Origin of the sequence: Serratia marcescens subsp. marcescens ATCC 13880 (genome assembly GCF_017299535.1) — a bacterium.
Classification (GTDB): domain Bacteria; phylum Pseudomonadota; class Gammaproteobacteria; order Enterobacterales; family Enterobacteriaceae; genus Serratia; species Serratia marcescens.
Genome location: NZ_CP071238.1, coordinates 1,992,716 through 2,015,080, shown reverse-complemented (window position 1 = coordinate 2,015,080; position 22,365 = coordinate 1,992,716). Strand labels below are relative to the sequence as shown.

The 22,365-nt window shown below is 56.8% G+C and carries 31 protein-coding genes; 18 read left to right on the top strand and 13 right to left on the bottom strand.

Features of this window, described 5'->3' with window-relative positions; translation table 11 throughout:
* Positions 1 to 280: 280 nt before the first annotated feature.
* The 6 genes from ycfP to hinT form a co-directional block, all read right to left on the bottom strand.
* Positions 281 to 823, bottom strand: coding sequence for an alpha/beta hydrolase YcfP (ycfP, locus tag J0F90_RS09625; protein WP_015377468.1), 543 nt, complete (start codon positions 821 to 823; stop codon positions 281 to 283).
* Between the two features lie 79 nt (positions 824 to 902).
* Positions 903 to 1,922, bottom strand: coding sequence for a beta-N-acetylhexosaminidase (gene nagZ / locus J0F90_RS09620; RefSeq protein ID WP_016928173.1), 1,020 nt, complete (start codon positions 1,920 to 1,922; stop codon positions 903 to 905).
* A 37-nt stretch (positions 1,923 to 1,959) separates the two neighbouring features.
* Positions 1,960 to 2,826, bottom strand: a complete 867-nt coding sequence (gene thiK / locus J0F90_RS09615; RefSeq protein ID WP_033640677.1) for a thiamine kinase — start codon at positions 2,824 to 2,826, stop codon at positions 1,960 to 1,962.
* Positions 2,807 to 3,397 carry a penicillin-binding protein activator LpoB gene (gene lpoB, locus J0F90_RS09610; RefSeq protein ID WP_033640679.1) on the bottom strand — a complete coding sequence of 197 codons (591 nt, stop codon included), beginning with the start codon at positions 3,395 to 3,397 and terminating at the stop codon, positions 2,807 to 2,809. The genes thiK and lpoB overlap by 20 nt, the downstream gene beginning before the upstream one ends.
* A 26-nt stretch (positions 3,398 to 3,423) precedes the next feature.
* Entirely contained in the window at positions 3,424 to 3,813 is a 390-nt protein-coding gene (locus J0F90_RS09605) for a YcfL family putative periplasmic lipoprotein (protein ID WP_016928175.1), read from the bottom strand.
* Between the two features lie 11 nt (positions 3,814 to 3,824).
* The gene (gene hinT, locus J0F90_RS09600; RefSeq protein WP_004928776.1) at positions 3,825 to 4,175 is read right to left on the bottom strand and encodes a purine nucleoside phosphoramidase; all 351 of its coding nucleotides are present in this window, start codon (positions 4,173 to 4,175) and stop codon (positions 3,825 to 3,827) included.
* 221 nt (positions 4,176 to 4,396) lie between these two features.
* On the opposite strand from hinT, the gene J0F90_RS09595 reads away from it, so the two are divergent.
* Positions 4,397 to 5,302, top strand: coding sequence for a transporter substrate-binding domain-containing protein (locus J0F90_RS09595; RefSeq protein WP_033640680.1), 906 nt, complete (start codon positions 4,397 to 4,399; stop codon positions 5,300 to 5,302).
* Here the strand turns inward: J0F90_RS09595 and J0F90_RS09590 are convergent.
* The gene (locus tag J0F90_RS09590; RefSeq protein ID WP_072270887.1) at positions 5,299 to 5,676 is read right to left on the bottom strand and encodes a winged helix-turn-helix transcriptional regulator; all 378 of its coding nucleotides are present in this window, start codon (positions 5,674 to 5,676) and stop codon (positions 5,299 to 5,301) included. The genes J0F90_RS09595 and J0F90_RS09590 overlap by 4 nt on opposite strands.
* 99 nt (positions 5,677 to 5,775) lie before the next feature.
* On the opposite strand from J0F90_RS09590, the gene J0F90_RS09585 reads away from it, so the two are divergent.
* Positions 5,776 to 6,525: an SDR family oxidoreductase gene (locus tag J0F90_RS09585; protein WP_033640682.1), complete on the top strand. Its 750-nt coding sequence runs from the start codon at positions 5,776 to 5,778 to the stop codon at positions 6,523 to 6,525.
* A 51-nt stretch (positions 6,526 to 6,576) separates the two neighbouring features.
* Here J0F90_RS09585 and J0F90_RS09580 read toward each other — a convergent pair whose 3' ends face one another.
* Positions 6,577 to 7,095, bottom strand: coding sequence for a YybH family protein (locus J0F90_RS09580; RefSeq protein ID WP_016928179.1), 519 nt, complete (start codon positions 7,093 to 7,095; stop codon positions 6,577 to 6,579).
* 158 nt (positions 7,096 to 7,253) lie between these two features.
* Here J0F90_RS09580 and J0F90_RS09575 point away from each other — a divergent pair, with 158 nt between their 5' ends.
* The gene (locus J0F90_RS09575; RefSeq protein ID WP_016928180.1) at positions 7,254 to 8,159 is read left to right on the top strand and encodes a LysR family transcriptional regulator; all 906 of its coding nucleotides are present in this window, start codon (positions 7,254 to 7,256) and stop codon (positions 8,157 to 8,159) included.
* Positions 8,160 to 8,168: 9 nt separating this feature from the next.
* On the opposite strand, the gene J0F90_RS09570 is transcribed toward J0F90_RS09575, so the two are convergent.
* Positions 8,169 to 9,473, bottom strand: coding sequence for an Nramp family divalent metal transporter (locus J0F90_RS09570; protein WP_028128024.1), 1,305 nt, complete (start codon positions 9,471 to 9,473; stop codon positions 8,169 to 8,171).
* A gap of 230 nt (positions 9,474 to 9,703) precedes the next feature.
* Here J0F90_RS09570 and mntR point away from each other — a divergent pair, with 230 nt between their 5' ends.
* Together mntR and J0F90_RS09560 are read left to right on the top strand one after the other, a co-directional pair.
* Complete coding sequence (gene mntR / locus J0F90_RS09565; protein ID WP_016928182.1) at positions 9,704 to 10,174, top strand: manganese-binding transcriptional regulator MntR; 471 nt, start codon at positions 9,704 to 9,706, stop codon at positions 10,172 to 10,174.
* A 14-nt stretch (positions 10,175 to 10,188) separates the two neighbouring features.
* Entirely contained in the window at positions 10,189 to 10,554 is a 366-nt protein-coding gene (locus J0F90_RS09560) for a DUF4180 domain-containing protein (protein WP_033640683.1), read from the top strand.
* A 142-nt stretch (positions 10,555 to 10,696) separates the two neighbouring features.
* Here J0F90_RS09560 and J0F90_RS09555 read toward each other — a convergent pair whose 3' ends face one another.
* The 3 genes from J0F90_RS09555 to J0F90_RS09545 all read right to left on the bottom strand — a co-directional run bounded on the left by J0F90_RS09555 (position 10,697) and on the right by J0F90_RS09545 (position 12,565).
* Positions 10,697 to 11,053, bottom strand: coding sequence for a hypothetical protein (locus J0F90_RS09555; RefSeq protein ID WP_033640685.1), 357 nt, complete (start codon positions 11,051 to 11,053; stop codon positions 10,697 to 10,699).
* A 161-nt stretch (positions 11,054 to 11,214) separates the two neighbouring features.
* Positions 11,215 to 12,195: a phage integrase gene (locus tag J0F90_RS09550; RefSeq protein WP_033640686.1), complete on the bottom strand. Its 981-nt coding sequence runs from the start codon at positions 12,193 to 12,195 to the stop codon at positions 11,215 to 11,217.
* A gap of 64 nt (positions 12,196 to 12,259) precedes the next feature.
* A complete protein-coding gene (locus tag J0F90_RS09545) occupies positions 12,260 to 12,565 on the bottom strand; it encodes a helix-turn-helix domain-containing protein (protein ID WP_392391993.1) in 306 nt (101 codons plus the stop codon).
* A gap of 82 nt (positions 12,566 to 12,647) precedes the next feature.
* Here J0F90_RS09545 and J0F90_RS09540 point away from each other — a divergent pair, with 82 nt between their 5' ends.
* The 13 genes from J0F90_RS09540 (at position 12,648) to J0F90_RS09475 (ending at position 20,897) form a co-directional block, all read left to right on the top strand.
* Complete coding sequence (locus tag J0F90_RS09540) at positions 12,648 to 12,917, top strand: hypothetical protein (protein ID WP_050503712.1); 270 nt, start codon at positions 12,648 to 12,650, stop codon at positions 12,915 to 12,917.
* A gap of 11 nt (positions 12,918 to 12,928) precedes the next feature.
* Complete coding sequence (locus tag J0F90_RS09535) at positions 12,929 to 13,141, top strand: DUF4761 family protein (RefSeq protein ID WP_033640687.1); 213 nt, start codon at positions 12,929 to 12,931, stop codon at positions 13,139 to 13,141.
* Positions 13,138 to 13,386 carry a hypothetical protein gene (locus J0F90_RS09530; protein ID WP_033640688.1) on the top strand — a complete coding sequence of 83 codons (249 nt, stop codon included), beginning with the start codon at positions 13,138 to 13,140 and terminating at the stop codon, positions 13,384 to 13,386. The genes J0F90_RS09535 and J0F90_RS09530 overlap by 4 nt, the downstream gene beginning before the upstream one ends.
* A complete protein-coding gene (locus J0F90_RS09525) occupies positions 13,383 to 13,655 on the top strand; it encodes a hypothetical protein (RefSeq protein ID WP_033640689.1) in 273 nt (90 codons plus the stop codon). Before J0F90_RS09530 ends, J0F90_RS09525 begins: the two co-directional genes overlap by 4 nt.
* Positions 13,652 to 13,861 (top strand): hypothetical protein, encoded by a 210-nt coding sequence (locus J0F90_RS09520; RefSeq protein WP_033640691.1) that lies wholly within the window; start codon positions 13,652 to 13,654, stop codon positions 13,859 to 13,861. Before J0F90_RS09525 ends, J0F90_RS09520 begins: the two co-directional genes overlap by 4 nt.
* Before the next feature lie 92 nt (positions 13,862 to 13,953).
* On the top strand, positions 13,954 to 14,262 hold the full coding sequence (locus tag J0F90_RS09515) for a hypothetical protein (protein ID WP_126186489.1): 309 nt from the start codon (positions 13,954 to 13,956) through the stop codon (positions 14,260 to 14,262).
* A 74-nt stretch (positions 14,263 to 14,336) separates the two neighbouring features.
* On the top strand, positions 14,337 to 14,534 hold the full coding sequence (locus J0F90_RS09510; protein ID WP_033640694.1) for a hypothetical protein: 198 nt from the start codon (positions 14,337 to 14,339) through the stop codon (positions 14,532 to 14,534).
* Positions 14,535 to 14,695: 161 nt separating this feature from the next.
* Positions 14,696 to 15,544: a 3'-5' exonuclease gene (locus J0F90_RS09505; protein ID WP_072009671.1), complete on the top strand. Its 849-nt coding sequence runs from the start codon at positions 14,696 to 14,698 to the stop codon at positions 15,542 to 15,544.
* Complete coding sequence (locus J0F90_RS09500; protein WP_033640696.1) at positions 15,541 to 16,362, top strand: Dam family site-specific DNA-(adenine-N6)-methyltransferase; 822 nt, start codon at positions 15,541 to 15,543, stop codon at positions 16,360 to 16,362. Before J0F90_RS09505 ends, J0F90_RS09500 begins: the two co-directional genes overlap by 4 nt.
* Entirely contained in the window at positions 16,359 to 16,688 is a 330-nt protein-coding gene (locus J0F90_RS09495) for a hypothetical protein (protein ID WP_033640698.1), read from the top strand. Before J0F90_RS09500 ends, J0F90_RS09495 begins: the two co-directional genes overlap by 4 nt.
* Positions 16,685 to 19,108, top strand: a complete 2,424-nt coding sequence (locus J0F90_RS09490) for a replication endonuclease (protein WP_050072190.1) — start codon at positions 16,685 to 16,687, stop codon at positions 19,106 to 19,108. The genes J0F90_RS09495 and J0F90_RS09490 overlap by 4 nt, the downstream gene beginning before the upstream one ends.
* A 148-nt stretch (positions 19,109 to 19,256) precedes the next feature.
* Entirely contained in the window at positions 19,257 to 20,255 is a 999-nt protein-coding gene (locus J0F90_RS09480; protein WP_033640701.1) for an ImmA/IrrE family metallo-endopeptidase, read from the top strand.
* 3 nt (positions 20,256 to 20,258) lie between these two features.
* Positions 20,259 to 20,897: a hypothetical protein gene (locus J0F90_RS09475; RefSeq protein ID WP_033640703.1), complete on the top strand. Its 639-nt coding sequence runs from the start codon at positions 20,259 to 20,261 to the stop codon at positions 20,895 to 20,897.
* Between the two features lie 411 nt (positions 20,898 to 21,308).
* On the opposite strand, the gene J0F90_RS09470 is transcribed toward J0F90_RS09475, so the two are convergent.
* Positions 21,309 to 22,364, bottom strand: coding sequence for a phage portal protein (locus tag J0F90_RS09470; protein ID WP_033640705.1), 1,056 nt, complete (start codon positions 22,362 to 22,364; stop codon positions 21,309 to 21,311).
* Between the last annotated feature and the right edge of the window lies 1 nt (position 22,365).

The following is a 22,365-nucleotide window of genomic DNA, read 5'->3' as shown; positions in this document are numbered from 1 at the left end:
CCTTAGAATACATAGGGTTCGCGTAAAATAAATCGGCTCTCTGCAGCCAGAATAGCATGTGAGGTTATTTGGTCATACCAAAATTGACGTACATCAATTTTTTTTGGTTAAAGGCTGGACGAGGGGATTTTTTGGGGATTGTGATTCAAATAGTTAGCGCTGAGTCACAGTTTTAAATTTTGCCGATTGCCACAGAGAATCTTGCTTTGACGCACAAAAAAGCCGCACTTTCCGCCGGTGAAAAACGGGGAGCGCGGCTCGCGGCAGCGTTATGAAACTGTTAACCCAGCGCCTTGAACGCCTTGAGCCGCTGCAGATGCGGCGAGATGTTTTTGAACTTGTGCGTCTGCTGTTCATCCCACACAATCTCGTAGTAGTGATGCAGCAATTCGGCGCTGCGCCGGTTATCCAGCACCTCGTCGTGGCGCGACAGCACCACCAGACAGCGATCGCGGTTTTTCTCGCGGAAATCCTCCACGCACTTGGTGGCGATATCGCGATACTCTTCCGGCCGGTCTATCTTGCCGTGCATGTGCTCTTCCGGGTACAGGTTGGGATTGAACATCGCCTGGCGAATGCCGCACAGGAAACCGATGCGCTCCGCCCAGAAGCCGCCGAGGCCGACCCCGCAGATCAACGGGTGCGCGTCGCCGCCCTGCTGCACCGCCTTGTCCACCTCTTTCAACAGATGCTGCATGTCGTGACGCGGATGCAGCGTGCTGTAGCTGATAAAGCGCACGTCCGGATCGATAAACTGCAGCTGTAACACCTTTTCATGATTGCCGGGACTGGTGGAATCGAAGCCGTGCAAATAGATAATCATGTGGATCCTCGCAACAAGCCAAGGGCCGCGGGCGCGGCCCTCATCATTTCCGCTCTGCGCCGCGGTGCGGCGCCTGGATTCACCCTTGCGAACGCTGCTTGTGCTCCTCCCAGCGCTCGCTCAGCGCGCTGAGCGCCTTGTGCGCCTGCTGCCAGCGCTCGGAGTCGCGCAGTTCCTGACGGGTGAACTGACCGCGATGATATAACCGCTTCACCTTCTCTGCTTTGACCGGGGACAGGTTATCCAACACGCTGACCGCGCCTTCGCGGTGGTTGCACACCAGGATCATGTCGCAACCGGCATCCAACGCCGCCTGGCCGCGTTCGGCATAGCTGCCCATGATGGCAGCGCCTTCCATCGACAGATCGTCGGAGAAAATCACGCCGTCGAAGCCCAGCTCCTGACGCAGGATCTGCTGCAGCCAGTACGGCGAGCCGCTGGCCGGACGCGGGTCCGCTTCAGTATAGATGACGTGGGCCGGCATGACGGCGTCCAACAGCTGACGGTTGATCAGCTCGCGGAAGATCGCCATGTCGTGCTCGCGGATCTGCGCCAGCGGCCGCGGATCGCGCGGGGTTTCCTTGTGCGAATCGGCGCTGACGGCGCCGTGCCCCGGGAAGTGTTTGCCGGTGGTTTTCATGCCGGCGCTGTGCATGCCGAGGATGAAGCGTTCCGCCATCGCCAACGCCTGCGGCGGATCGCTGTGGAACGAACGCTCGCCGATCGCCGCGCTGCCGTGGCCGATGTCCAGCACCGGCGCAAAGCTGATGTCGATATCCTGCGCGATCATTTCCGCCGCCATCAGCCAGCCGGCCTCCTGCGCCAGACGGCCGCCTTCCTGCGCATCGTGCAACGCGGCAAACGACTGCGCCGCCGGCAGACGGGTGAAGCCCTCGCGGAAGCGCTGCACGCGCCCGCCTTCCTGATCTACCGCCACCACCAGCCGATCGTGCGATTCGGCGCGGATCTGGCGCACCAGCTCACGCAGCTGCTCCGCATCGTGGAAGTTGCGGGTAAACAAGATCAATCCGCCAACCAGCGGGTGTTTCAATATTTCGCGTTCTTCTGCATCCAGCTCGTAGCCGGCGACATCTAGCATTACTGGGCCCACGGGCACCTCACTTCATTGTGTTCGTTCAGAATTCGGATGGTGATAAACAGAATCGCCGGCGCAGCGCAGCGCCCCAGCGCAAAAATTCAACGTCGCCGCTCTGCTGCCAGCGCACTTCAAACCACAGCAGCATCAGATAATCCACCCACGGCAGCCAACGGCGCACCTGTGCCTGCAGCCGAGCGATGTCGTGATAATCCTGACGCGCGTAGTGCTGCAAAAAGCGCTGCTGCCGTTCGGCCGACCAGCCGTTGCTGCGAAACAGCGCGGCGATATCCAGCGCCACATCACCGTCGGCGGCATACTCCCAGTCGATCAGCCGCAGCCCTTCGCCGGTGGCGAGCAGATTGCCCGGATGGATATCCATGTGCAGCGGCGCCAGACGCAGCGGCCGTGGCAAGGCGCTGCGTAAAAAATGACGCTGCAGGCGCAGCCAGGCGGGGGTTAAACGCCGCGTATCCAGCTGCTGCCAGTAGCGGAGGAACTGCCGCCGCAGATCCAGCCGGTAACCGCTGAGCGGCCGCCGATGCAGCGTCGCCACCATCGCCGCCAGCTCGCCGCGCTGATTCAGCGCGTCAAACTCGGCAATTGTGACGACGTCACCTTCAAGCCATTCGAGGATAAGCCACTGATTATTCTGCGCGAAAACCCGTGGCCCCAGCCCCGGCGCGCAGCGACGCAAGACCTGCGCTTCCCGCCGCCTGCTCACGCCCAGCGCGCGTTTCTCCGCGCTGTGTTGCCGCGCCAGCAGCGTAATGCCCGCGCCGTCGATACGCCAGCTCTCGCCGGTCAGCCCCTGCACCGGGCTGAAATGACAACCGGCGGTATTCACCGCCGGCAGTCTGGTTTCCATCAATCGTCGCAGCGCGGCCTCAGCGTTTAACGGCGCCATTGCCCGACCAGACGATCTCGCCGGTTTGCACCAGCATCAGCTGCATATCCAACGCCGGCGACTTCACGTCGCCGCTGACGTCGCTGTACAGCACGTACTGCGCGCCGACGATGCGCGCCAGGCCAATCGCCTTGCTGCGCGAGCCGAAGCTGTCATCCGCCGACAGGCCCAGCGTTTGTCTGGCGCTCGTCAGCTTCGCTTCCGGCACCACGCTGAAGGTGGAGTTCGACGCCAGCGCCTTATACAGCGCCGCGGTGGCTTTGCCCATCTGCAGCGAACCGTTGGTGTTGTTCTTGACGCTGTCCAGCAGCAACACGCTGCCGGCCGTGACGCCATCGGCCTTCAACATCTGCCCCACCAGCGGCTGAACGCTGCCCAGCCAGTCGAGCTGCTGGATTTTCGGCGGCTGCGGCACCGGCTCGGTAGTTGGCGGCTGCGGCTGCTCGACCGGCGGCTGCGGCTGATCCGGCTCGACGGTGACCGGCGGCAGCGGTTGTTCCGGCTCAGGCGGGCGCGACAGACAGCCGCTCAGGGTGAATGCGGCCAGCGCCACTAAGACGTACTTTTTCATGCTTTTTCTCCAAACCTGGCAAGCGCTTACAGGTACAGATACAGACGCGCGCTTTTAGCGTCCAGATTGCCGTTAATCGAGTAGATTTTGGCGTCCGAGTTGGGCGCCACCACGATCTCGCGCGGTTTCTCGAAGGGGCGAATATCCAGTCCCTGCGCGTCGTACCAATAGAAACGGTAATGTACGGTGACCGGCGTCGGCTGACTGTTATTGAGCACCGAGGTTGCCATCACCCGCCCGGAAGCGTTCGAAATCGAGGGCGTATCGGCCAGAATGCCGGCAGTCAGCACCGAAGGATCCATCACCACCGTCTGCCCTTGGTTGACCGCGATGCCGGGCGGTGAGCTGCATCCCATCAACAACGCGGCGGGCAGCGCCAACGCCATCAGACCACGCAGAGTTTTTTTACCGCGCATGATTTCCTCGCTTAACGTGACAACAGCGGCCCCAGCGAGCGGCCACCGACCAGGTGCATATGAATATGATAGACCTCCTGACCGGCGTGGCGATTGCAGTTGACGATCAGGCGGTAGCCGTCCTCGGCGATGCCTTCCTGTTCGGCGATTTTCGCCGCGGCGGTGATCATACGGCCCAGCGCGGCTTCGTGCTCCACGGTCACGTCGTTGACGGTTGGGATCAGCACGTTGGGAACGATCAGCACATGGGTGGGCGCCTGGGGGGAGATGTCACGGAAAGCGGTCACCAGTTCATCCTGGTAAACCACATCAGCAGGGATTTCGCGGCGGATAATTTTACTGAAAATCGTTTCTTCGGCCATCTGGCGTTCCTTGTTTTACACAATTAGCTGTACGCAGTATGAGTGACAAATTCTACTGCTTTCAACCTGATTGCGCACTTTCCACGTCGAGTGCTGCAGATTCGCGCAGCCCGGCCCCCCGCTTGTGCATCTTTTCACTTTGGTTATTCACTATTGTTGCTTTACTTGCCCCGCGCCGCCGCCAATAGTAACCCCATGATTAACAAAGGATAGAGGGCGTTATGTTACCGAGGATTCCGGCGCTGTGCGCGCTGTTGCTGAGCGCCGCCGTGCAGGCGGCCCCGTCGGGCGGTATCGATCTGCAGGCTAATCGACAGCCGATACGCGCAGAGAACAACCCCGCCGCTATCGCGCTGATCCCGGCGAACTTTCACTTCGCGGTGCCCGGCAAGCTGACGGTGGCGGTGGCATTTGAGAACTCCCCGCCGCTGGCGCTGTTCGCCGAAGACAATAAAACGCTGATCGGCAGCGATCCGGACATCGCCCGCCTGGTGGCCGACAGCCTCGGGCTGGATCTGAATCTGGTGCCCACCTCGTGGGAAGATTGGCCGCTTGGCATCAGCGCGGGCAAATACGATGCGGCGATCTTCAACATCGCCGTCACCAAACAGCGTAAAACCAAATTCGACTTCGCCACTTACCGAGTGGACACGCTGGGCTTTTACGTCAAATCCACCAGCAACATCACCGCGATCAACCGGCCGCAGGACGTCGCCGGTCTGCGGATCATCGTCGGATCCGGCACCAATCAGGAAAACATTCTGCTGGGATGGGATAAGCAGAATCGCGCCGCCGGGCTGCCGCCGGTGCAGCCGATCTACGTGACCGACGACGCCGCCACCAACCTCAGCATTCAGTCCGGGCGCGCCGATGCGTTCTTCGGCCCTCACTCCACCGGCGCCTACAAGGCGGCGCTGACCGGCAAAACCAAAATGGTCGGCATCGGCCCCAACGTGGCCTATGTCGCGGTCACCACCAAAAAAGGCAACGGGTTGGTGAACGCCGTCAACGCCGCCATCAATGGCGCTATCGTCAGCGGCGAATATGCGCAGGTGCTGGAACGCTGGGGCGAAGGCGACGAAAAGGTCGAGCGTTCAACCATCAACCCGCCAGGCATCGGCGACTAGCCGCCGATCAGCTGTGGCGCATGCCGACGCATCCACTCGGCCAGCGAGTCCAACGTTGGCCGCAGCGATTTGCCCAGCGCGGTGACCTGATACTCCACTCGCGGCGGCACTTCGGGAAACACCTGCCGCGTCACCAGACCGCGCTGTTCGAACAGCCGCAGCTGGCGCGTCAGCTCTTTTTGCGCAATGGGCGCCACCGCCCGCTGCAGCTCGCTGAATCGCACCGGGCCATCGATCATGATCAGCCGGTACAAGATCGGTATCGCCCATTTGCCCGACACCAGATTGACGAAGTCCACCATCGGGCAAGGTTCACCCGCCGTCGGCAACGCCGCCAAATTATTTTCCGCCGCTAAGGGCGCTTGCGTCGTCATTTCATCCCACCTCGTCCATTAGTATCCAAAAGGTGCCTACTATGCAAAAGTAACTATAGCGCAAATAATGCCGAAACTGACGCTAAAGAGGAATCGGTTATGTCACGACTGCAAGGCAAATACGCATTGATCACCGGCGGCACCAGCGGCATCGGGTTGGAAACCGCCCGCCAGTTCATCGCCGAGGGCGCGACGGTGGCGATCACCGGCCGCAGCCAACGCGCCCTGGACGCGGCGGGCCAGGCATTGGCGGGCAACGCGCTGCTGCTGCTGAGCGACGCCGGCGACATCCCACAGCAACGTGCGCTGGCGCAGCAGTTGGAGCAACGGTGGCCGCGGCTGGACGTGCTGTACGTTAACGCCGGCGACGTCACGCACCGCCCGCTGCAGGAATGGGATGAACAGAGCTACCAGCGGCTGATGGACATCAACCTCAAGGGACCGTTCTTTCTGATCCAGGCGCTGCTGCCGCTGCTGGCCAACCCTTCTTCGGTGATCCTGTGCGGTTCGGTCAGCGCCCATATCGGCCTGCCGCAGAGCAGCGCCTACGCCGCCAGCAAAGCCGGTTTGTTATCTTTGGCCAGAACGCTCTCCGGCGAACTGCACGCGCGCGGCATTCGCGTCAACGGCCTCAGCCCCGGCCCGACCGAAACCCCGGCGCTGGGTAAGCTGGGGCTGGCGGAAGCGGATGAGCAGGCATTGCGCGACGATATCCGCGCGCTGGTGCCGATCGGCCGCATGGGCAGCGCGCTGGAGCTGGCCAAAGCGGCGGTGTTTCTGGCGGCGGACGAGTCGGCATTTATGGTCGGCGCGGAGCTGCAAATGGACGGCGGCGTGGGGAACCTGTAACCGCGCGCGACACCCTAAGAAGGCCGCTTGCGCGGCCTTTATCTGTCCTTATCAGCTCACCCCTTGAATCGGATTGGTATTAAAGGTGTAGACCACGATCTTCCATTGGCCCTGCTGTTTCTCCAATACAAATACTTCACGGTTTAAATCGATCAGGGTGGCGCCGTCGCTTATTCGGGTGACCGTTGCGCCGCGATGATGGTGCGTTCGCACATAGGCCATATTACCGTTCACGCTGACGCTGTCATAAGCAAACTCGGTTTCAAATTTCTCGTTTTTAAATAAGTTGTCATATTGTTGGCGGCGCTTTTCATTGCTGTCCGCCGTCGGTTTTTCGTTCCATTGCGAGTAACTTTCTGGCGCAAAAAGTGACAAAATCGTTTGTGTGTCGCCGGCGTTAAGCGCTGTCTGGTAGCGGTTTATCAGCTCATACACCGCCTTCTGCTCTGCCGCGACGCCCGCCTCTGCGGAAACCCTGTAACGTTGCGGTACGGCCTCGCTGCTTGCGGCATAAGTTTGGCCGCACAAACCCGCGCCCGCCAATAACAATACGGCAGTTAACTTTTTCATATAAATATCCTCTTCGGCGTTATTTCATTATGGCAATAAAGGATGCGAATTCAGATAAATAAAAACGCTTAAAATAAATTATCCAATGCCGCGTTAAATTGACAGCCGGCATATTTAAAAATACTCTTTTAATAATTTAAATAATGGAAGCTGTTAACATGAACGAACTGCATGCGTTGCGCGTGTTCTGCCAGGTGGTGGAAATGGAGGGATTCAGCCAGGCGGCAACCAAAATGGGGCTCTCCCCAGCCAGCGTCACGTACAGCATCAATCAGCTTGAAAAACAGTTCGGGCAGTCCCTCTTCAAGCGTTCAACCCGGCGCTTCTCGCTGACCAGCGCCGGGGAGCGTTGCTATCGCACCGCGCAAGAGATACTGCGGCAGTTTGACCAGCTGAAAAACGACATGTCGGGTGACTTTGAACAACCGCGCGGACCGCTGCGGGTTGAGATAGCCTCAATGCTGAGCAGCATGCATATCGCCCCAGCGCTGCCGGCTTTTTTGGCGCAATACCCGGAGTTGCAGCTCAGCGTGTCGGTTAGCGATCGCCTGGTCAATCCAGCGGAAGATCGCGCCGACGTATTTATTCGCATCGGCGCCGGCGACATCCCCGAGATGGTCAGCCGTCAATTGCTGCAACCACGCTACCTGTGCTGTGCGTCGCCCGATTATTTTGCGCGCCATGGCCGGCCGGAACACCCGGAACAGCTGCAACAGCATCAGCGGCTGGGATTTATGCGTTCAGGCGCAGCGGCGGCGGACGACTGGCAGTTCATTCGCGGCGACGAACGCTACTCTCTGGCGCCCAGCCCGCTGCTGAGCTTCAACCATTCTCAATCGCTGTGCGAGGTGGCCAGGAATCACCTCGGCCTGGTTTACTTGCTGGATTGCACGCTGGAAAATTATCTGAAGACAGGGGAATTGGAGCCGATACTGCAGGAATGGGCGCCCACAGGGGCGCCGATCAATATTCTCTATCCGCGCCTGCGGGATCGCAGCCACAAAATTCGGGTCTTCGTCGACTTCATCAGCGAGCTGTTCACCGACAAATTCGCCAGGCCCTGAGCGCGCGCCTCACCCCAGTCCAGGGATATCGACGCCGAAAGTCTGCAGCAGCAACACCCCGTTGAGCAGCACGATCACCACCGTGCCGACCACCGCCGCCAGACTGGTCCAGCGGCCGTTGGCGAACTCGCCCATGATGTCGCGGCGACGGGTGAACATCACCAACGCGATCATCGGCGCCGGCAGCGCCAGGCTCAGCACCACCTGGCTGTAGACCAGCGCGTCGGTGGCGTTGACGCCCATCGCCACCACGATAAACGCCGGCACCATGGTGACCAGGCGGCGCACCCACACCGGGATACGGAAACCGACGAAGCCCTGCATGATCATTTGCCCGGCCATGGTGCCCACCACCGAGCTGGAAATGCCGGAGGCGATCAGCGACGCAAGGAAGATGCCGGCCGCCGCCGCGCCGAACAGCGGCGTCAGCGTATGGTAGGCGGTGCCAATTTCGGCCACGTCGCTGTTACCGGCGTGGAAGGCGCTCGAGGCCATGATCACCATCGCAATATTCACCAGCCCGGCCAGCGCCAGCGCGATCACCACTTCAATATTGGAAAAACGCAGCAGCTTGCGCCGCTCGCCGTTGTCGCTGGCCGGGCTGCGGTGCTGGGTCAATCCCGAGTGCAGGAAAATGGCGTGCGGCATCACGGTGGCGCCGATAATGCCGACGGCGATGGTCAGCGCCTGGGCATCCGGCAACTGCGGCGTCACCATGCCGATGCCGGCCGCCTGCCAGTTCACCGGCACGATGAACATCTCCACCAGATAGCACAGCGCGATGATGCCCACCAGGCCGCCGATCATCAGCTCGACCGGGCGGAAACCTTTCTTTTCCACCATCAACAGCGCATAGGTGATCACCGCCGTCACCCCCATCCCCGCCAGCAGCGGCATATGGAACAGCAGCGCCAGCGCAATCGCCCCGCCGAGAAACTCCGCCAAATCAGTGGCCATCGCCGCCACTTCGCTGAGCAGCCACATGCCGATCACCACCGGCCGTGAAAACTGGTCGCGGCACATTTCCGCCAGATTGCGGTTGGTGACGATGCCCAGTTTGGCCGACAGCGCCTGAAACAGCATGGCGATCAGGTTGGCCATCACCACCACCCACAGCAGGCTGTAGCCGTATTTCGCCCCGGCCTGAATGTTGGTGGCGAAATTACCGGGATCCATATAGGCGATCGAGGCAATCACCGCCGGGCCGGCGAACAGCAACGGCGTAAAGGCGCCGCGCTTGCGTCCGGCAAGGGCGGCGCCAATCGCGATGTTGGTCCGTTCGGTTAACGATGAGGGAGTAGCCGCGTCTCGCATGAAGTACCCTTAATCTTTTGCTGGTTATTTTTCCACCGATCATGCTGACAATGTAGCATCGGCTACACTTTATGCAACAGGCAAAATTAATGGGCTTTGTGTAGAGATATTTCTAACTACCACAATGCGTGGCATCGAATTGATAATGTGTGCTATTTGGACTAACTTAGGGCAACCCTCCCCGCATTGCCGGGAGACGCCATTCTTATGCTTACAGGACGCCCCACGCTATGGTTACCCGCGCGCCAGATAACGCCGACCGCCACGCCCAGACCGACATGCCGGACGAGGCCGAGCACGCCCTGCGTTTTAGCCGCGCCCGCGAAGCGCAGTCCAATGCGCTGATCGAAGATTACGTTGAGCTGATCGCCGATTTGCTGCAAAGCACCCGCGAAGCCAGAACCACCGATATCGCGCGCCGCTTCGGCGTGTCTCACCCGACGGCGATCAAAAATATCGCGCGGCTGAAAAGCGCCGGGCTGGTGGAATCGCGCCCTTATCGCGGGGTGTTTCTAACGGAAGAAGGCGAGCAGCTAGCGCAGAAGGTGCGCCGCCGTCACCGCATCGTGGTCGATCTGCTGATGTGCCTCGGGGTGCCGAGCGAAACCGCCGAGCTGGACAGCGAAGGGATTGAACACCATATCTCGGACGAAACGCTGGCGGTGTTCGAGCATTACCTGCAAAAACATGCTAAACCCTGACTCCCGGAGCACCGATGAGCTACGCCGTGCAGCAAATCCATGATCTGCGCCTGGTGGTATTCGCCGAAGCCGGGCCGATGTTGAAAGACGAAAACGACGTCAGCCTGTTTATCGCGCCCGCCTTTGAACACGAGGCCGGGATGATTGCCCTCCCCGTCAGCCGCCTCGACCCCGCCTTCTTCCAACTGAGGAGCGGCGTGGCCGGCACCGTATTGCAGAAATTCATCAACTACCGCCTGCGTGTGGCGCTGCTGGGCGATATCACTCCCTGGCTGGCGCAAAGCTGCGCGCTGCAAGACCTTGTGCGCGAAGCCAATCGCGGCGAACAGGTCTGGTTCCTCCCTTCTCTCGCCGAGCTCGAACAGCGCCTTGGCGCCTGACGGCAGGCAATAAAAAAGGGAGGCTTTCGCCGCCATTTCGAGGGTAATAAAAACAAGCAGTTACAGGATTATCAGTAATTTAGATGCCTGTAACTGCGTGCTTAAAATGGGTATAGCGTGGGCGTTTGGGTCAATTTGTGGATCAGTTGTTCGAAACGTCAATCTGTCTCACAGATTCTATCGACTCTAAAAGTTTGGTCACTTCCTTGACGCTGCAATAGTTTGTTTCAAGCTCTGTAACGCGCCCATCTTTAAAGCTGATTTTCACCTTCTTCCCTCTTGTTACATACGCAACTAAAACAGAAGAGAGTAACCCAAAAGCATAAGGTGCAAGTTCAAGCGCAAGGTTGAAAAAGTCACCGCCGGTAGAGCCCGCGCTGAAGTGCCGCCTTGTAATTTGCGTTTCAAACCCCGCCTCGTTAAGCTCCTTCAATAATGCGTTTGAATTCCAACCATCAACACGAAATGGGACTTGTATGAAATTATTCATTTCCGGCATGAAAACTCCTTTTTATGTAAGATTAATCGTGGCTTGCCAAATGATTCACGGTGCTTTTTGTGTATTGCGTGGCGGTGCATGGTGCGCAAAATTCAACCCGGCGACACGCGAGCAAATGTCTCAACTTCGCGGCCGAGTCTGGTTAACCGAAGACGACATGTCTAAGCCACACTGGTTAAAGGATTAAATCGGACAGCATCTTCCAGATAATCCGGCGCAAAATGCGCATAAACCATTGTTTGTAAAATACTTGAGTGTCCTAAAATCCGCTGCAGTGCCAAAATGTTGCCGCCGTTCATCATGAAATGACTGGCGAACGTATGCCGCAGCACATGCACCGCTTGTCCCGCCGGCAGACCGGGAGCAACTTCCTTCACGCATAGCCGGACATAGGGATAGTTCAGATCCTTGAACAGCGGCCCCGACTTCACACCGCTGGTGATCTCTTTGCAGAGTTCGGGCGAGATCGGCACCGTCCTGTTCTTGTTGTTCTTGGTGTTCAGGTAGGTGACCTTGTTACCGATCACCTCTTCCTTTCGCAGCTTCGCCACCTCACCCCAGCGGGCGCCCGTCGCCAGGCAAAGACGGACAGCTTTCAGGTGATCGCCGTCAAGCCGCTCTTGCAGCGCGGCAATCTCGGCCTGGGTAAGAAACCCCATTTCCTGTGCCGGCAGCTTCATTTTCTTCATGGCCTTGAGCGGGTGCTCGCCGTGGTAATGCCCCAGCTCGATGAGAACGGAAAACACGCCGCCCAGCATTTCCTGGTCAAGATTGACCGTCTTGGCTTTCTTGCCTTCAGCAAATCGCAGCGACCGGTAGTCGGCGAAGAAAGTGCGGGTGATCTGGCTCGCTTTGGGATGCCCCATTTTCTCCGCCATAACGCGCAATTTCTGCGCCCTCTTCACTCCGTCTTTCAGGTGCTGGCCGTGATGGTTCCACCACAGATCGATCAGGTCTGTTAATGGGCGATGGTCAGCGGGCTTATCGAGCCATTCTTTGTTGTTCTGTGTCGCAATCACCCAGCGCTCAAACTGTTGCGCTTCAGACTTCGTTTTAAACTTTTTGCGGACGCGCTTCCCGTCTCTACCTTGGGGCCGCACATCCACCATGTAACCGTCAGCGCCAAGAGACTTAACACTCATCCCCAAAGACTCCTTTCAGCACAAATCCCACCTTTACCCCACGAATTCTTTATACGCCAAGCAGTTAACCAGCCTTCTGGCCTTTTGGGTAGTTGGATGTGCTGTCGTGCCCATCAGGGGAGAGAGCAGGAGATATCTGCCCGATTTCAGGCGCGACATCCCCTGTCATCAGCCACATCGTGTATTTTTTTAACTGCGGATTGTTAACCACAAGCTCGATTGTTTTTAAACCTGCCTCAGTCTGTCCCGTCTCATAGTTCTTTATCGAACCAAGCGGAACCCCGACCAAGTCAGAAAAAGCCTTCTGAGTTAACCCCTCAGCTCTTCTGATCGATTTCAATTTTTGCGCGTAATCGCTTGACATGGTCACGTCCAAATGACTATCCTTTCGAAAAGGTCACGTTAAAGTGACCTTTATGACTTAAATCTGCGTGATCTTAAAGGGTACCACTATGAACAAAAACCGACAAAAAAAGGTGATTGGAGTGAGGGAAAATCAATTACCTGCGGATTACCCATTCGGTGACCTGTTAGAGGAATCGATCTCTGATTATGCGCGCCGCATTGGTAAGAATCCGCAGACGATCCGCACTCAGGCAGACACCGGCGCCCTACCAATTTTACAAACTCGCCCAGGAGCCAAGCGTAGGGTCAATCTTTACGCCATCTATCTGAATGCCAAGCGTCACGCGGAGAAGTTTGTCGCGCATATGGGCTCTTGAGGAGATCACTCATGACGGAGATTCAGCCGCGTGCCCTGATCCAACTCTCGAAGCACACCTTCATTTACCGCGGATTCACTATTCAGAAGTGCCCGCGCCATAGCGAAACGAATCGCACGGCCTACCAGCTGGTGAGCAACGGGGATTATTTCGGTCGTGATTTCGCGCTGGCGGAAGCCATGCGCACCGTGGACAAGATGATCAACGGCAAGAGGCCGGCATGAGCGGCAACCCATTCTACGACGCAGCAAACGCCGTGATCGCTCAATACGACAAACGCATACAGTACATGAAACCTGAGCGCGCGGTCGGCGAATCGGCGAATGCAGTGATCAATCTCGGACGTATCGCAGACGCCGCACGCTATGCCGGCCACCCTGCTGCGAGCATCGTTATCGAGAACGCCGCGAAGTATTGGCAGTGCTACGGCAAAAAACCGGCGCCATTTTCAGAGGACACACCAGCATGAAACAGCCTTACCGCATTCTGATCGACACGCTGCTGCTGCAGTACCACACCAAAGCGACCAATCTGCACAGCGCTTCCGCTGTGGCACCAGAGGTTCGCCAGGTATCGCTGAACGATTACGCCTTCCGCCTGTGCATCGGCCTGACGGGTTTGCTGAGTACAGCAGAGGCTGCTGGCGATGGCCCGGCCGCCGCCGTTATCGATCGCTTAATCATGCGCTGTAACAACGGCGATATCCCATCACCGCAACAAAATTCGGGGGTTTTATGAAAGATGGACTCGCGTTTCTTATTGCTTGGTTCATGGCGGTGGCATGCATGATGGTTTGGGGTCTTATTGAAAGCGGCGGGGGCCTCAAAGAGCTTAAAGCAGAGTTTATAAAACACGGATGGCCCGTTATTAAAATGATTTTGGCAGGACTGTTTATATTTTTAGTAATATACAAATCACTTTCAATATTTGTTGTGCCGGCATGACCGGCCCTATCTGAGAGCGCATCTCAACCTTTAACGGGGGTGATTGGCGTCACGGGATGCGCTCCCAGATAGGCAACAGTGTGGGGGCTTTTATGAGCATGACAGTTGAGCAAATAAAATCCGGTGAGCGTTTCGTCAATAATGCCAAGTCATTACTGGCGCGCGCTAAAAACAAAAATCACACTGCCTTTTTTTATAACAAGCTGATGGCGAGTGAAAAAAAAGCCATTTGCACATTAGGCAATATTGACAGCCGCACAAAGTTAACGGCTCAACACATCGAAATGAAGTTCGAGGAAATGAGTTACGCAGAAAGGCGGGCCGTTTTCCGAGGGATAAAACTTCTACAAAAGTTAAATCGCGATATCCCGTCATTAATAAATATTACTGACTGCGATTAATTAAACAGCGTTGTTAAAAATAATGCCGCCTTCATGGTGGCGGGTTTCTTACACCCTGAAATCAGGAGGTGGATATGCAAGACGACGAATTACACAAAGCGTTTATGAATGCCCGCCGCTCTGAGCGGCTTCAACTGCTTGAGCTGCTGGAGAGCAAACTTGACCGACTGGCTGCGGATAACTTCACCCGCGACCAGGTATTAAGCACGTTGAAGGACTGGATCAATATCCGCCGGTCTACCGACGCACCCAAAGTGGAGAAGCCTCAATGATGGCTTTCTGCTTCACTCTCGCCGCCATTTGGGCGGTTGTCGCATTTGGGTTGGTTGGCTGGGTTGCCTACCGCTATTGCAAATTCTGCCGCGCCTTTAATCGCGCGGCATCCGTTCCACCTGAATTACGTAATTACGATTAATTGAATCGGAGAAATACCATGACACCACAACAGCAAGCACAGCAATGTTTAAATAGAAATTGCCTGGTTTTGGATACAGAAACCACGGGCCTCGATGATAAAGCCGAGATCATCGAGATAGCCGTAATTGACGCCACTGGCAAGGTACTGCTGAACACGCTGGTCAAGCCATCAAAACCTATTCCGGCAGAAGCTACCGCAATCCATGGAATCACTGATGAAATGGTAAAAGATGCCCCAACATGGCCGGAGGTCAACCCTCAGCTGTGCAGCTTAATCAGTGGAAAAACGATTGCGATTTACAATGCTGAATATGATCTCCGCTTGCTTGAACAGACAGATCGCATCTGGAAGGTAACGCCGAAAATTAGCGTAATGCCACAGATCGTATGTGCCATGCATGAGTACGCCGAGTTTTACGGCCAGAAAAGCGACCGTGGCGGGTACAAGTGGCAAAAGCTGACAGCCGCCGCCGAACAGCAGGGTGTCATTATCGAAGGAACGCCGCATCGCGCCCTTTCTGACTGCCTGACAACTCTCGGCGTGATTGAGGCAATGGCAGCCGGAGGTGTTCGCCGCGCATCGCACGGAATAACGGCACAAAAAGCTGTCGATATCCTTAACGGGTTATTTCAGGTAGACCCAGATGCGATCACAGCTCTGGTTGATAATCGCGTTAAGTGCTCTGAATATTTCGCCAAAAAGACAGCGGCAACGGTAGGTATCTGCGACAGCACCTATATCATCGGCATGATTGGCGTCATCAATGCGCTGATTTCCCCTGAAGTGATAGCAGCAATTTATGATGGTAATGAACTGAAGGGTTTCGCTGTAGCTGATGTCGTTTTTGCAGGCGGTGACGCATGAACCGCACGGCGCTGAAGTGGCTCGGCAGCAAAGCCCGCATTATCGACACGCTGCGCCAGCACCTGCCGGAAGGTAAGCGCCTGGTTGAGCCGTTCGTCGGCTCCGGCGCGGTTTTTCTCAATACCGACTATGACAGTTATCTGCTGTGCGATATCAACAGCGATCTGATCAACTTCCACAACGTCGCCAAAAACCATCCTGAGGTGCTGATCCGCGAAGCGCGCCATCTGTTCAACGCACACCCGGATCAGGAGGGCTATTACGGCGTGCGCGCTGACTTCAATCTGCGCTGTGACAGCAATTTCATCTACCGTGCTGCGCAGTTCCTTTACCTGAACCGCCACACCTTCAACGGCGTTTGCCGCTACAACCTGAGCGGCGAGTTTAATTCGCCGTTCGGTCATCGAAAAGCGCCCTACTTCCCAGAAGACGAGATCAGAGCCTTCGCAGAAAAGGCGCAGGCCAAGAAAGCTATTTTCCTGTGCTGCAGCTTCCCAGAAGCGATCAGGATGGCCCAGGCCGGCGACGTGATTTATTGCGATCCGCCGTACATCCCAGCCAGCGCCACCGCCAGCTTTACCAGCTATCACACTGACGGCTTTACCAGCGAGCAGCAGCGCAAGCTGGCGCGCATGCTACGTATCGCCGCCAAGCTGGGCCGCCACGTCGTTGCCTCGAACAGCGAGACGGACGCAGCCAAAGCACTGTACGCCGATTTCGCTATCACCTCGATCACCGCCCGCCGCTCTGTCAGCGCCAAAGCTGCCAGCCGCGCAGACGTTGGCGAGATAATCGCAACTATGAAGGCATCCGCATGAGCACCAAAACCACACAACCGAAGCCAACCCTAGCAATACCGAAAACCGTGCCGAAATCTGTCTTTGACGTGATTTACACAGAGTGCGAAGGATTTGTTGAATGCGGCGCTGATCCTCAAACAATATGGGATGCCTGTCGCGCTGCAATACTCGCTCAAACTGGAGGTGGCGATTACCAGTTTGTGCCAGTAGAGCCAACCGAAGACATGATCGCCGCCGCCATGAACTGCGACGATGTCACGTTCAACGCCGACGAAAGTTTCTGCGTGAACTTCGGCAACATCTATGCCGCGATGCTGGCAGCAGCGCCAGGTCAAAGGGAATGACAAGCAACGCACGCGGACGGCACCAACCTTCCCCGCCGCTACCCTATCCGGGCAGCGGCGCGGTTGCTTTTGAATACGCATACTCCTGGAACGCCAAGCGCGACGCCATCGTCACCGAGCGTGCCGACGAACCGGCATCGATCCAGTTATTCGGTGCCACCAACCACGCCGGCGAGCCGGTGCGCGTTCCCCTGTTTGATATCGCCGGTCAGTCGCGCGTTGCCGATCCCGCGCCACGTCGCCTGCGCCGGCGGCTGGCCGCTCTTCCCCAGTATGTCCGACGCTATTACACCCAGCGCCTGAACAGCCTCGAGCAAAGCAAAGGAATGAAGGCCGCCAACGGCTGGCTGGTCAATACCTTTGAGCGCCACGTCCTGCCGCGCATCGATGCAGTCAACGAACAGTACCAGATCGGCCAGGTGCCGCCGGCGCTGATCGCCTTCCGCGATGATTTCTTCCGCATCCCGTACAGCGGGAAAAAAGACCTCAAACGCCTGGCGCACAGGCTGGCCGACTGCATGACAGGCGAGTTTGTGCGCCTCTGCGATTACTGGGCCGCCGCCGCTGACGATCTGGCCTTTGCCGTGATCTATGCCTATGGCCGCATCGGGTATTTAACCCAGAGCCTGAATATGTTCGCTCCGGGCTGGCAGCAATATTGCAGCGGACAGTTGAGCGCGGAAGATGCAACGCGCGCCGTCGCGCGCCTCGAATCACCGGCATGGTGGTTGCGCCGTTTGCGCCGCCTGCATGACCAGTGGCGCGAGCACCTCATGATCGCCGCCGGCTATGTCAGCGATAAGGCAACGCCCTACTGCAGCGATCCATGCCTGAAAGAATGGCACGCCCAGAAGAAAGCCAACCGCGAGTTTTTGAAGTCGCGGGAACTGGAAGACGTGGACACCGGCGAGCGCGTTTCGCTCATCGACAAGGTGGACGGCAGCGTCGCCAATCCTGCGGTTAAGCGCGCCGAGTTAATGAACCGCATGCGCGGTTTTGAAGATTTGGCGAAGGCCCGCGAACTGGCTGGCGAGTTTTACACGCTGACGGCTCCGTCGAAGTATCACGCGATGCAAAGTAAGACCGGGCGCCGCAATAACAAATACCGCGGCGCCAGCCCGCGCGAAACCCAGCGCTATCTTTGCAAGGTCTGGTCAAAGGTGCGGGCATCGTGGAAGCGCGCCGGCATTCGCGTGTTCGGCTTCCGCGTCACCGAGCCGCACCACGACGAAACCCCGCACTGGCATTTGTTGCTGTTCCTCAAGCCTGAGCACATCGAGCAGGCCCGCGACATCTTCCGCCGCTACGCGCTGCAGGTTGATGGCGATGAACCAGGCGCCGCCGAATACCGTTTCAGCGTTAAGCCAATGGATGAGCAATTCGGCTCCGCCACGGGCTACATCGCGAAATACATTTCGAAAAATATCGACGGGTACGCCCTTGACGACGAGCTGGATCATGACACCGGCGAACCGCTGAAGGATATCGCCAAGCGCGTGAACGCCTGGGCGTCGCGCTGGCGTATTCGTCAGTTTCAGCAGATTGGCGGCGCCCCGGTCACGGTATACCGCGAGTTGCGCCGCATGCCCGGTCGCGATCTGTTCCTTTATCCGCAGATTTCCCCTGCGCACATTGCTGCGGATGGCGATGACTGGGTGGGATATACCGAAGCCCAGGGCGGCCCTTTGGTTGAGCGCCACAACCTTCGCGTGCGCCTTGCTTATGAAACCACCGAGAACGGCAACGATTACGGCGACGACATCAGCAAAATCATCGGCGTTTATTCTCCGCTATCGGGCATTCAGGCGACGGTTTATACCCGCCTAATCACTTACAAGATTGTGCCAGCTGGCGCCGATCCGGTTTTGGCCGTTGACCTTCAGGCGGCAGCGCCGCCCCTCGGAGTTCTGTCAATAACTGTACGCGGAACGCAGCAGGAGGAAGACAGACAGGGCAGTAATTCCGGCCTTTTGCCCCCTGATATAGATGCAAATGGCTGTGCCAGCTGGCCGCCTGGGGGCGATTTTGAGGGGATGACGCGCCGAGAACGGCGGGCCTTCAACGAATACCTGATAGCAGAAGAGAAAAAAACGCGAAGCAAGCAGCCCTCGCAGCACCAACGTGCCGAAAAATCGGCGCAGCATCTCGAGCGGCTAACCGATTTCGCGGTTTCGATCGGCCTGGAACTGACCGAGCTGGAAGCGAAAAAGCTGGCCGGCGGTGATGAATTGTCGCTGAACGGCAAGCGCTGGCGGGCTGGCGCCGATGGAACCATCCGCGAGGCGCCGGCCAGCTACGCGGAAAAACGCAGCGCCATCATGAGCCGAGTGTTTGAGCTGAAAAAGCATCGAGCACGGTCATCGCAGGAGTTTGCTAACGGCCAAGTGAACCTGAGTTTTCACGGAACTAAGCTGATATAACCGGTTCTAACTTGAAGCTACACACAAATAACACAACCGAAAACATTATGAATTTTGTCGTTTTCTGCTTATAGTGTGCGCGTTTTTGTGTCATAACTAAGCTAATAATAAATGGCATTTCGCTTACACACGCAGTTAGGAGGCTCTTATGACGAACCATAATCAGATGAGTCAAATTTATTCTAAATTCGGCAGGGCCGGGTTTAATCTCTCTTACATCCGCAGGTTGTTGCCTGATTGGTGGGATGAGAAGCTTGCTGAAACCCCATCAGGGCGCCAATATGCGTACCTGCATCTCGCACGTATGTTTAGCATTCTCCCTGATAGTCTGAAAGATGGCAGTGATGGCGTATGTTTCAATTTTGGTGGCAACCATAAATACAAACATCGACAAAATGTAGCCGAGAACGATTTAGATATTGCGACTGCTGTTGCCTATACTGCGGCTGGCATTGTCACATCTAATTTCAAAACTCCTTACGATGCTAGTGCCGTGCTGGATCCTTTGGCGATAAGAGCAAAAATCCTTGCTAAGGAATCATGGGTATCGCTTGATAGTTTGGTATCGTACTGCCATTCAATTGGTATTCCTGTTGTTTTTCTAAAATCCTTCCCTCAAGCGGCCAAGAAAATGGCCGGACTGGCGCTAATGAGCCACGGGCGCCCGGTGATAGTTCTTACTCAACCGCAGAAGTATGGCTATATGCTGTTCGACCTTGCGCATGAGTTAGGCCACATCGCCAGAGGTCATCTGAACGCAGAAAACGGGCAATGTCATGTTGATGCAAAAATTGAAAATGCTTCGACTGACAACATAGAGAAAGAAGCCAACGAATTTGCCTTCCTGGTTATTTCGGGACAGAAGTCTTTGCGTATCGTTCCTACAGCTGGCCGGTTGAATGGGGCTAGTCTGGCTCGGGCGGCTCAAAAATATGGTAGTGACAATCACATTGACCCTACTCACATCGCCTTAAATTATGGTTTCGCTCAGAACTGCTGGGGCGCTGCTGTTAACGCGGTTAAATCGCTCTGTGCTGGTAAAGAATCAGATCAGGACTTTGTGAGGGCCATGATGAAAAGCGGGATGGATTTAGAAAATATCCACGAAGATGATCTTAAGGTTTTAGAAAATCTAATCGGGGAGTGATAAGTGATTGTTCTTTCTGACAATGATGTCATTTTAAAGCTGGCACAGTGCAATCTGTTGCCACAGCTGCCAGTAGTTTTTAATCAACCCCCCGAACAGATCTTTATTAACCCCGCAGCCCGTTTTCAGCTACTTCCGCAAAATCCTGATAAGGCAATCAGGAAATGTGGTAGCCAGGTTGTTTATGAGCAACTGGGAGCATTCATCGGGTCTGTACAGGATATCCCTGAAGTCCAAGATTCCCAGCTAATCGAGCTTCTAGGGAGTGTGCCTGGAATTGATGTAGGCGAACAGCTACTACTTGCATCGTGCATAGAGAATCCCGAGGCAATCTTCATGACAGGAGATCGCCGCTGTTTGACTGCAATCGTTGCCAATCAACCAGCACTTGCTGTTGTTCATCAGCGTTTATTGGATGCAGTGGTTACATTTGAGTCATCACTTCTATTATGTGTTCACGGCACAGATCAGGCCCAGGTTTATGCTAATTTGGTGAGCAACCCTAAGCCTGACGGTATGCTGAAGCTGGCTCTTTCCAACGCTGGCGCTGCTATGTGTGAATGTATTTTTTCCCACACACGTGAGTTTTATGATTACCTTGCTTTCAAAGACCGACTTCCTGAAAGGGAATGGGGAAGGTAAAAACCAAGGCCATCAGAGTCATTTTTTATTGTTCTTCAAACTGCACAATAGCGCATAATTTTGCACAATAATTCGATCTCCCCTATTGCGAACCTGCGCCAGTACTGGCGCGGGTTCGATCTACTTTGGATCTTGCACAAAAAAGAGGGTGTGAGGCGCGCAGGCGAGGCGGGGGAGCAAGCGCGCGCTTTGGGGTATGGGAAGGGGGTCGTGTGTTGCCTGAATGGGCCGCTGTGGGGCTCTCGCCGTCGTGGTGCTATTGAGGTGATGAACAGGCGTTAACGCGCCAGCGGCCCGCATAGCGCGGCTGGCGGTGGGGAGCAGTTCGAAGTGATGGGCGTGGCGCGTGATGGGGCTACTTGTCAGGGGATGGCCGCCATAGACAGCGGCGGCCGTGCTGCAGCGCCGGAGTTACTCTACATCGAGCAGTGCATACGGGTTGAAGCGGATCACCTCCTCCCCCATCCAGTCGTTGACGTGCTTCATGGCTTCCATGATGGGCGTCAGCTCGTTGATTGCGAACACCCGCGCCGCCTTCTCCACGTCGCCGAAGGTGCCGTTACCTTCCGGCATGGCGCCCATCAGCTGCGGCGGCACGCGGTGCGCGGCGAGGATATCGTCACGTGTAGCGGACTTGACGCCCAGGAATTCATCCTTGGCCGAGATCTGGCTGAACGGCAGGATCTGCACCGAGTCCTTACCGCCGTTCGGCGCGTGCAGCAGGATGTTTTTGAATGCTCCGCCGCGGCGCGTGTCGGTCAGCGTCTTCTTGAGCTTGTCGAGGCTCTCCTGATCGGCGATGGCGCTGTTGACGTAGACGATGCAGCCGGCATGGCTGCCGTTGTCGTAGTACAGCTTGCGGAACGTGTCGGCCGAGTGCGAAAGGTTCGCGGACAGCAGGCCCGCGAAGTATTCCGGCATGCCGTAGATCTCCTGGTGAATGTCCGGGTTGATCACATGGCAGACGGCGCCGGTAGGAAACTGATAATCATCAAGCCCCGCCTGGATAAACCAGTAAGTATCCAGGTCAGAGCCGCGGCGCGTGTACTTCGCCAGCGTGTGGTGCAATGCCAGCGGCCCGCCTAACACGTTACGGCGCAGCTCCAGGTAGGCATTGCCGAACACCACCCAATCCATAGCGAAGGCCGAGAACGCCTGGCGCGACAGCAGCTTGTGCGGGATGAAACAACCGGCCAGCACGTTACGCTTGAATATCAGCGCCGACTGGTGCCAGCTGGCGTGGCCGAACTGGCGCGCCAGACCGTACCAGCTGATCGGCGTGTCGTAGTAGCGGCCGTTGTCGGCGCAGTACATCGAGTCGAGCAGGTCATAGGACGAGCTAACCGGCCAGGGGCCGTCGAAGGAGAAGGTACTCAGGCCAGGGAGTTTTTGCAGCTCGGTCGCCAGATCAAGCTGCGTGTCTGCGGCGGGCTGCTGGCGCTGCCGCGGTGATTTTCGTTTGCTCACG

Excerpts from the sequence above, each read along its gene's own strand:
- ycfP (WP_015377468.1), bottom strand. The coding sequence starts at position 823 with ATGATTATCTATTTGCACGGCTTCGATTCCACCAGTCCCGGCAATCAT.
- nagZ (WP_016928173.1), bottom strand. The coding sequence starts at position 1,922 with ATGCTAGATGTCGCCGGCTACGAGCTGGATGCAGAAGAACGCGAAATA.
- thiK (WP_033640677.1), bottom strand. The coding sequence starts at position 2,826 with ATGGCGCCGTTAAACGCTGAGGCCGCGCTGCGACGATTGATGGAAACC.
- lpoB (WP_033640679.1), bottom strand. The coding sequence starts at position 3,397 with ATGAAAAAGTACGTCTTAGTGGCGCTGGCCGCATTCACCCTGAGCGGC.
- J0F90_RS09605 (WP_016928175.1), bottom strand. The coding sequence starts at position 3,813 with ATGCGCGGTAAAAAAACTCTGCGTGGTCTGATGGCGTTGGCGCTGCCC.
- hinT (WP_004928776.1), bottom strand. The coding sequence starts at position 4,175 with ATGGCCGAAGAAACGATTTTCAGTAAAATTATCCGCCGCGAAATCCCT.
- J0F90_RS09595 (WP_033640680.1), top strand. The coding sequence starts at position 4,397 with ATGTTACCGAGGATTCCGGCGCTGTGCGCGCTGTTGCTGAGCGCCGCC.
- J0F90_RS09590 (WP_072270887.1), bottom strand. The coding sequence starts at position 5,676 with ATGACGACGCAAGCGCCCTTAGCGGCGGAAAATAATTTGGCGGCGTTG.
- J0F90_RS09585 (WP_033640682.1), top strand. The coding sequence starts at position 5,776 with ATGTCACGACTGCAAGGCAAATACGCATTGATCACCGGCGGCACCAGC.
- J0F90_RS09580 (WP_016928179.1), bottom strand. The coding sequence starts at position 7,095 with ATGAAAAAGTTAACTGCCGTATTGTTATTGGCGGGCGCGGGTTTGTGC.
- J0F90_RS09575 (WP_016928180.1), top strand. The coding sequence starts at position 7,254 with ATGAACGAACTGCATGCGTTGCGCGTGTTCTGCCAGGTGGTGGAAATG.
- J0F90_RS09570 (WP_028128024.1), bottom strand. The coding sequence starts at position 9,473 with ATGCGAGACGCGGCTACTCCCTCATCGTTAACCGAACGGACCAACATC.
- mntR (WP_016928182.1), top strand. The coding sequence starts at position 9,704 with ATGGTTACCCGCGCGCCAGATAACGCCGACCGCCACGCCCAGACCGAC.
- J0F90_RS09560 (WP_033640683.1), top strand. The coding sequence starts at position 10,189 with ATGAGCTACGCCGTGCAGCAAATCCATGATCTGCGCCTGGTGGTATTC.
- J0F90_RS09555 (WP_033640685.1), bottom strand. The coding sequence starts at position 11,053 with ATGCCGGAAATGAATAATTTCATACAAGTCCCATTTCGTGTTGATGGT.
- J0F90_RS09550 (WP_033640686.1), bottom strand. The coding sequence starts at position 12,195 with ATGAGTGTTAAGTCTCTTGGCGCTGACGGTTACATGGTGGATGTGCGG.
- J0F90_RS09540 (WP_050503712.1), top strand. The coding sequence starts at position 12,648 with ATGAACAAAAACCGACAAAAAAAGGTGATTGGAGTGAGGGAAAATCAA.
- J0F90_RS09535 (WP_033640687.1), top strand. The coding sequence starts at position 12,929 with ATGACGGAGATTCAGCCGCGTGCCCTGATCCAACTCTCGAAGCACACC.
- J0F90_RS09530 (WP_033640688.1), top strand. The coding sequence starts at position 13,138 with ATGAGCGGCAACCCATTCTACGACGCAGCAAACGCCGTGATCGCTCAA.
- J0F90_RS09525 (WP_033640689.1), top strand. The coding sequence starts at position 13,383 with ATGAAACAGCCTTACCGCATTCTGATCGACACGCTGCTGCTGCAGTAC.
- J0F90_RS09520 (WP_033640691.1), top strand. The coding sequence starts at position 13,652 with ATGAAAGATGGACTCGCGTTTCTTATTGCTTGGTTCATGGCGGTGGCA.
- J0F90_RS09515 (WP_126186489.1), top strand. The coding sequence starts at position 13,954 with ATGAGCATGACAGTTGAGCAAATAAAATCCGGTGAGCGTTTCGTCAAT.
- J0F90_RS09510 (WP_033640694.1), top strand. The coding sequence starts at position 14,337 with ATGCAAGACGACGAATTACACAAAGCGTTTATGAATGCCCGCCGCTCT.
- J0F90_RS09505 (WP_072009671.1), top strand. The coding sequence starts at position 14,696 with ATGACACCACAACAGCAAGCACAGCAATGTTTAAATAGAAATTGCCTG.
- J0F90_RS09500 (WP_033640696.1), top strand. The coding sequence starts at position 15,541 with ATGAACCGCACGGCGCTGAAGTGGCTCGGCAGCAAAGCCCGCATTATC.
- J0F90_RS09495 (WP_033640698.1), top strand. The coding sequence starts at position 16,359 with ATGAGCACCAAAACCACACAACCGAAGCCAACCCTAGCAATACCGAAA.
- J0F90_RS09490 (WP_050072190.1), top strand. The coding sequence starts at position 16,685 with ATGACAAGCAACGCACGCGGACGGCACCAACCTTCCCCGCCGCTACCC.
- J0F90_RS09480 (WP_033640701.1), top strand. The coding sequence starts at position 19,257 with ATGACGAACCATAATCAGATGAGTCAAATTTATTCTAAATTCGGCAGG.